The organism is Leucobacter luti, assembly GCF_004217175.1.
In the GTDB taxonomy this organism is placed as follows: Bacteria; Actinomycetota; Actinomycetes; order Actinomycetales; family Microbacteriaceae; genus Leucobacter; species Leucobacter luti.
In genome coordinates this window covers 1-5,536 of record NZ_SHKI01000010.1, presented here as the reverse complement: position 1 = coordinate 5,536, position 5,536 = coordinate 1, and the positions used below count along the sequence as shown (strand labels likewise).

Here is a 5,536-nt window from a genome sequence, read left to right as displayed (position 1 = left end):
TAAAAGGTGTCCGGCGGTGTCCTACTCTCCCACACCCTCCCGAGTGCAGTACCATCGGCGCAGTCAGTCTTAGCTTCCGGGTTCGGAATGTGACCGGGCGTTTCCCTGACGCTATAACCGCCGTAACTCTATCAACTTATCAACCACCCCCAGCACCGTATTACCTGTGTTGGCTGGGATATGAAGTGGCCGTCCGTTGGGAACCACAAAGTGGACGCGAATCATCGTTACTGAAGACGTATGCCCCCACACAATAGTGGGGATAAAATCAAGTCATCGGCTTATTAGTACCAGTCAGCTCCACACCTTACGGTGCTTCCACATCTGGCCTATCAACCCAGTCATCTACTGGGAGCCTCACACACTCAAAGTGTACGGAGATCTCATCTCGAGGCCGGCTTCCCGCTTAGATGCTTTCAGCGGTTATCCATCCCGAACGTAGCCAACCAGCCATGCCCTTGGCAGAACAACTGGCACACCAGAGGTCCGTCCAACCCGGTCCTCTCGTACTAGGGTCAGATCCTCTCAAATCTCCAACGCGCGCAGAGGATAGGGACCGAACTGTCTCACGACGTTCTAAACCCAGCTCGCGTACCGCTTTAATGGGCGAACAGCCCAACCCTTGGGACCAACTCCAGCCCCAGGATGCGACGAGCCGACATCGAGGTGCCAAACCATGCCGTCGATATGGACTCTTGGGCAAGATCAGCCTGTTATCCCCGAGGTACCTTTTATCCGTTGAGCGACAGCGCTTCCACAAGCCACTGCCGGATCACTAGTCCCGACTTTCGTCCCTGCTCGACCTGTCAGTCTCACAGTCAAGCTCCCTTGTGCACTTACACTCGCCACCTGATTGCCAACCAGGTTGAGGGAACCTTTGGGCGCCTCCGTTACTTTTTAGGAGGCAACCGCCCCAGTTAAACTACCCACCAGGCACTGTCCTAAAACCCGATCAGGGTTCGTAGTTAGATATCCAATATGACCAGAGTGGTATTTCAACAACGACTCCACGAACACTAGCGTGCCCGCTTCACAGTCTCCCACCTATCCTACACAAGCCACACCGAACACCAATACCAAGCTGTAGTAAAGGTCACGGGGTCTTTCCGTCCTTCTGCGCGTAACGAGCATCTTTACTCGTACTGCAATTTCGCCGAGTTCACGGTGGAGACAGCTGGGAAGTCGTTACGCCATTCGTGCAGGTCGGAACTTACCCGACAAGGAATTTCGCTACCTTAGGATGGTTATAGTTACCACCGCCGTTTACTGGGGCTTAAATTCAAAGCTTCGACCCAAAGGTCTAACCTCTCCTCTTAACCTTCCAGCACCGGGCAGGCGTCAGTCCGTATACGTCCACTTGCGTGTTAGCACGGACCTGTGTTTTTAGTAAACAGTCGCTTCCCACTGGTCTCTGCGGCCACCACACCCTTTCCGGAGTAAATCCGTATAAGTGGATGGCCCCCCTTCTCCCGAAGTTACGGGGGCATTTTGCCGAGTTCCTTCACCATGATTATCTCGATCTCCTGAGTATTCTCTACCTGACCACCTGAGTCGGTTTGGGGTACGGGCAACAGCAAACCTCACGTCGATGCTTTTCTTGGCAGCATAGGATCACCTGCTTCCCCATACGGGTCCGCGTCGTGTCTCAGCCTTCACGAGGAACGGATTTGCCTATCCCTCAGCCTACGCACTTACACCGGGACAACCATCGCCCGGCACAGGCTACCTTCCTGCGTCACACCTCACGCTCACCACCCCAGTTCGGGTTCGCAGCCGCCACCAACCATCACCCGAAGGATCCAGTCAGCTTTGGATTGCTTAGCACTACTAGTTAGGTCTTTGACGGTTTACCGCCGGTACGGGAATATCAACCCGTTGTCCATCGACTACGCCTGTCGGCCTCGCCTTAGGTCCCGACTTACCCAGGGCAGATTAGCTTGACCCTGGAACCCTTGGTCTTCCGGAGGACGGGTTTCTCACCCGTCTTTCGCTACTCATGCCTGCATTCTCACTCGTGTGGCATCCACGGCTGGTTCACACCGCCGCTTCACTCGCCACACGACGCTCTCCTACCCATCCATACGGCTGGACCACGAAGGCCTACCTGTTATATGAATGCCACAACTTCGGTGGCGTGCTTGAGCCCCGTTACATTGTCGGCGCGGAATCACTTGACCAGTGAGCTATTACGCACTCTTTCAAGGGTGGCTGCTTCTAAGCCAACCTCCTGGTTGTCACAGCAACTCCACATCCTTTTCCACTTAGCACGCGCTTTGGGACCTTAGTTGGTGATCTGGGTTGTTTCCCTCTCGACTATGAAGCTTATCCCCCACAGTCTCACTGCTGCGCTCTCACTTACCGGCATTCGGAGTTTAGCTGACGTCAGTAACCTTGTAGGGCCCATCGGCCATCCAGTAGCTCTACCTCCGGCAAGAAACACGCAACGCTGCACCTAAATGCATTTCGGAGAGAACCAGCTATCACGAAGTTTGATTGGCCTTTCACCCCTATCCACAGCTCATCCCCTCAGTTTTCAACCTAAGTGGGTTCGGTCCTCCACGCGCTCTTACACGCGCTTCAACCTGGCCATGGATAGATCACTTCGCTTCGGGTCTAGGACATGCGACTCACTCGCCCTATTCAGACTCGCTTTCGCTACGGCTTCCCCACACGGGTTAACCTCGCCACATATCGCTAACTCGCAGGCTCATTCTTCAAAAGGCACGCCGTCACACCTACAAGGGTGCTCCGACGGATTGTAAGCAAACGGTTTCAGGTACTATTTCACTCCCCTCCCGGGGTACTTTTCACCTTTCCCTCACGGTACTAGTCCGCTATCGGTCATCTGGAAGTATTTAGGCTTATCAGGTGGTCCTGACAGATTCACACGGGATTTCTCGGGCCCCGTGCTACTTGGGATACACACCACGCGGTAAAACCATTTCGGATACGGGACTCTCACCCACTCCGGTCCGCCGTTCCAAGCGGTTCTCCTATAGCTTCACTCTCACGTTCGAGGCTCAGCAGCGCCTCACGGTATGTCCCGCAACCCCGACTATGCAACCCCTGCCAGGTATCACACATAATCGGTTTAGCCTCATCCGGTTTCGCTCGCCACTACTCCCGGAATCACTGTTGTTTTCTCTTCCTGTGGGTACTGAGATGTTTCACTTCCCCACGTTCCCTCTACCCGCCCTATATATTCAGGCGGGAGTCACCAGGTACGCACGCGCCCTGGCGGGGTTTCCCCATTCGGAAATCCTCGAATCACAGCCCGTTTATCGGCTCCCCGAGGCTTATCGCAGATTACTACGTCCTTCTTCGGCTCCAGATGCCAAGGCATCCACCGTTTGCTCTTAGAAACTTGAAATCACATAAGTATTCAGAAACACACACCACCATCAACCAGACCAAAGCCCAGCATCACGGTCGTGTGTGACCAATGAAATTATTAGTATCAGCAACACCCCAAAAGGATGTTGCAAGATGCTCGCGTCCACTGTGTAGTTCTCAACGTACGGTCGATCCCCGAAGCAAGAACAACACGTCCCTCACCCCGGAGTCCGAAGGCAGTCCACCACCCCCAAAAGGGAGTAGCCGGCTGGTCCTTCAGGACCCAATAGTATGCACCCTCTGAAACCCTCACACAGCAAGCCAACACTTTCCAACCGAAACCGGCGTACTCACATCAACCCACCACACAAAAATCTACGTTGTCAAATGTTCCACCCATGAGCATCCAGCACCACACATTCGGTGATGATCTGGACAATCTGCAACAACAATGTTGTTGAGTGCTCCTTAGAAAGGAGGTGATCCAGCCGCACCTTCCGGTACGGCTACCTTGTTACGACTTAGTCCTAATCACCAGTCCCACCTTCGACGGCTCCCTCCACAAGGGTTAGGCCACCGGCTTCGGGTGTTACCGACTTTCATGACTTGACGGGCGGTGTGTACAAGGCCCGGGAACGTATTCACCGCAGCGTTGCTGATCTGCGATTACTAGCGACTCCGACTTCATGGGGTCGAGTTGCAGACCCCAATCCGAACTGAGACCGACTTTTTGGGATTCGCTCCACCTCGCGGTATCGCAGCCCTTTGTATCGGCCATTGTAGCATGCGTGAAGCCCAAGACATAAGGGGCATGATGATTTGACGTCATCCCCACCTTCCTCCGTGTTGACCACGGCAGTATCCCATGAGTTCCCACCATAACGTGCTGGCAACATAGGACGAGGGTTGCGCTCGTTGCCGGACTTAACCGAACATCTCACGACACGAGCTGACGACAACCATGCACCACCTGTTTACGAGTGTCCAAAGAGTTGACGATCTCTCGCCCGTTCTCGTATATGTCAAGCCTTGGTAAGGTTCTTCGCGTTGCATCGAATTAATCCGCATGCTCCGCCGCTTGTGCGGGCCCCCGTCAATTCCTTTGAGTTTTAGCCTTGCGGCCGTACTCCCCAGGCGGGGAACTTAATGCGTTAGCTACGACACAGAACCCGTGGAACAGGCCCTACATCTAGTTCCCAACGTTTACGGCATGGACTACCAGGGTATCTAATCCTGTTCGCTCCCCATGCTTTCGCTCCTCAGCGTCAGTTACGGCCCAGAGATCTGCCTTCGCCATCGGTGTTCCTCCTGATATCTGCGCATTCCACCGCTACACCAGGAATTCCAATCTCCCCTACCGCACTCTAGCCTGCCCGTACCCACTGCAGGCCCGAGGTTGAGCCTCGGGTTTTCACAGCAGACGCGACAAGCCGCCTACGAGCTCTTTACGCCCAATAATTCCGGACAACGCTTGCACCCTACGTATTACCGCGGCTGCTGGCACGTAGTTAGCCGGTGCTTTTTCTGCAGGTACCGTCACTTGCGCTTCTTCCCTACTAAAAGAGGTTTACAACCCGAAGGCCGTCATCCCTCACGCGGCGTTGCTGCATCAGGCTTGCGCCCATTGTGCAATATTCCCCACTGCTGCCTCCCGTAGGAGTCTGGGCCGTGTCTCAGTCCCAGTGTGGCCGGTCACCCTCTCAGGCCGGCTACCCGTCGTCGCCTTGGTGAGCCACTACCTCACCAACAAGCTGATAGGCCGCGAGCCCATCCTTCACCGATAAATCTTTCCACCCACACACCATGCGGTGATGGGACATATCCAGTATTAGACACCGTTTCCAGTGCTTATCCCAGAGTGAAGGGCAGGTTGCTCACGTGTTACTCACCCGTTCGCCACTCTTCCACCTAGCAAGCTAGGCTTCATCGTTCGACTTGCATGTGTTAAGCACGCCGCCAGCGTTCGTCCTGAGCCAGGATCAAACTCTCCGTAAAAAATTACATGTCCGAAAGCAGCGGAATAAGCCACCAACGAACGAGTTCAACCTGACAAAACGAACATCATTACTGACGTTCATATAATTTGTCCAAAAGGAATCGCCATCAACCAAACCACAAACGTGATCCAGCGACGGGATAAATAATTGGCATTTGACAATTAAAGTGCACACTATTGAGTTCTCAAAGACCAGACACCACCCGT

General features: G+C 54.2%; 3 rRNA genes. All 3 read right to left on the bottom strand.

Annotated features, from left to right (window positions below):
- Positions 1–8: 8 nt before the first annotated feature.
- The 3 genes from rrf to EV139_RS15770 all read right to left on the bottom strand — a co-directional run bounded on the left by rrf (position 9) and on the right by EV139_RS15770 (position 5,328).
- A 5S ribosomal RNA gene (rrf, locus tag EV139_RS15780) occupies positions 9–125 on the bottom strand.
- Between the two features lie 139 nt (positions 126–264).
- Positions 265–3,370: ribosomal RNA gene (locus EV139_RS15775) — 23S ribosomal RNA — on the bottom strand.
- 435 nt (positions 3,371–3,805) lie between these two features.
- Positions 3,806–5,328, bottom strand: a 16S ribosomal RNA gene (locus EV139_RS15770).
- Together the 16S, 23S and 5S rRNA genes form the textbook arrangement of a ribosomal RNA operon.
- Positions 5,329–5,536 lie beyond the last annotated feature (208 nt).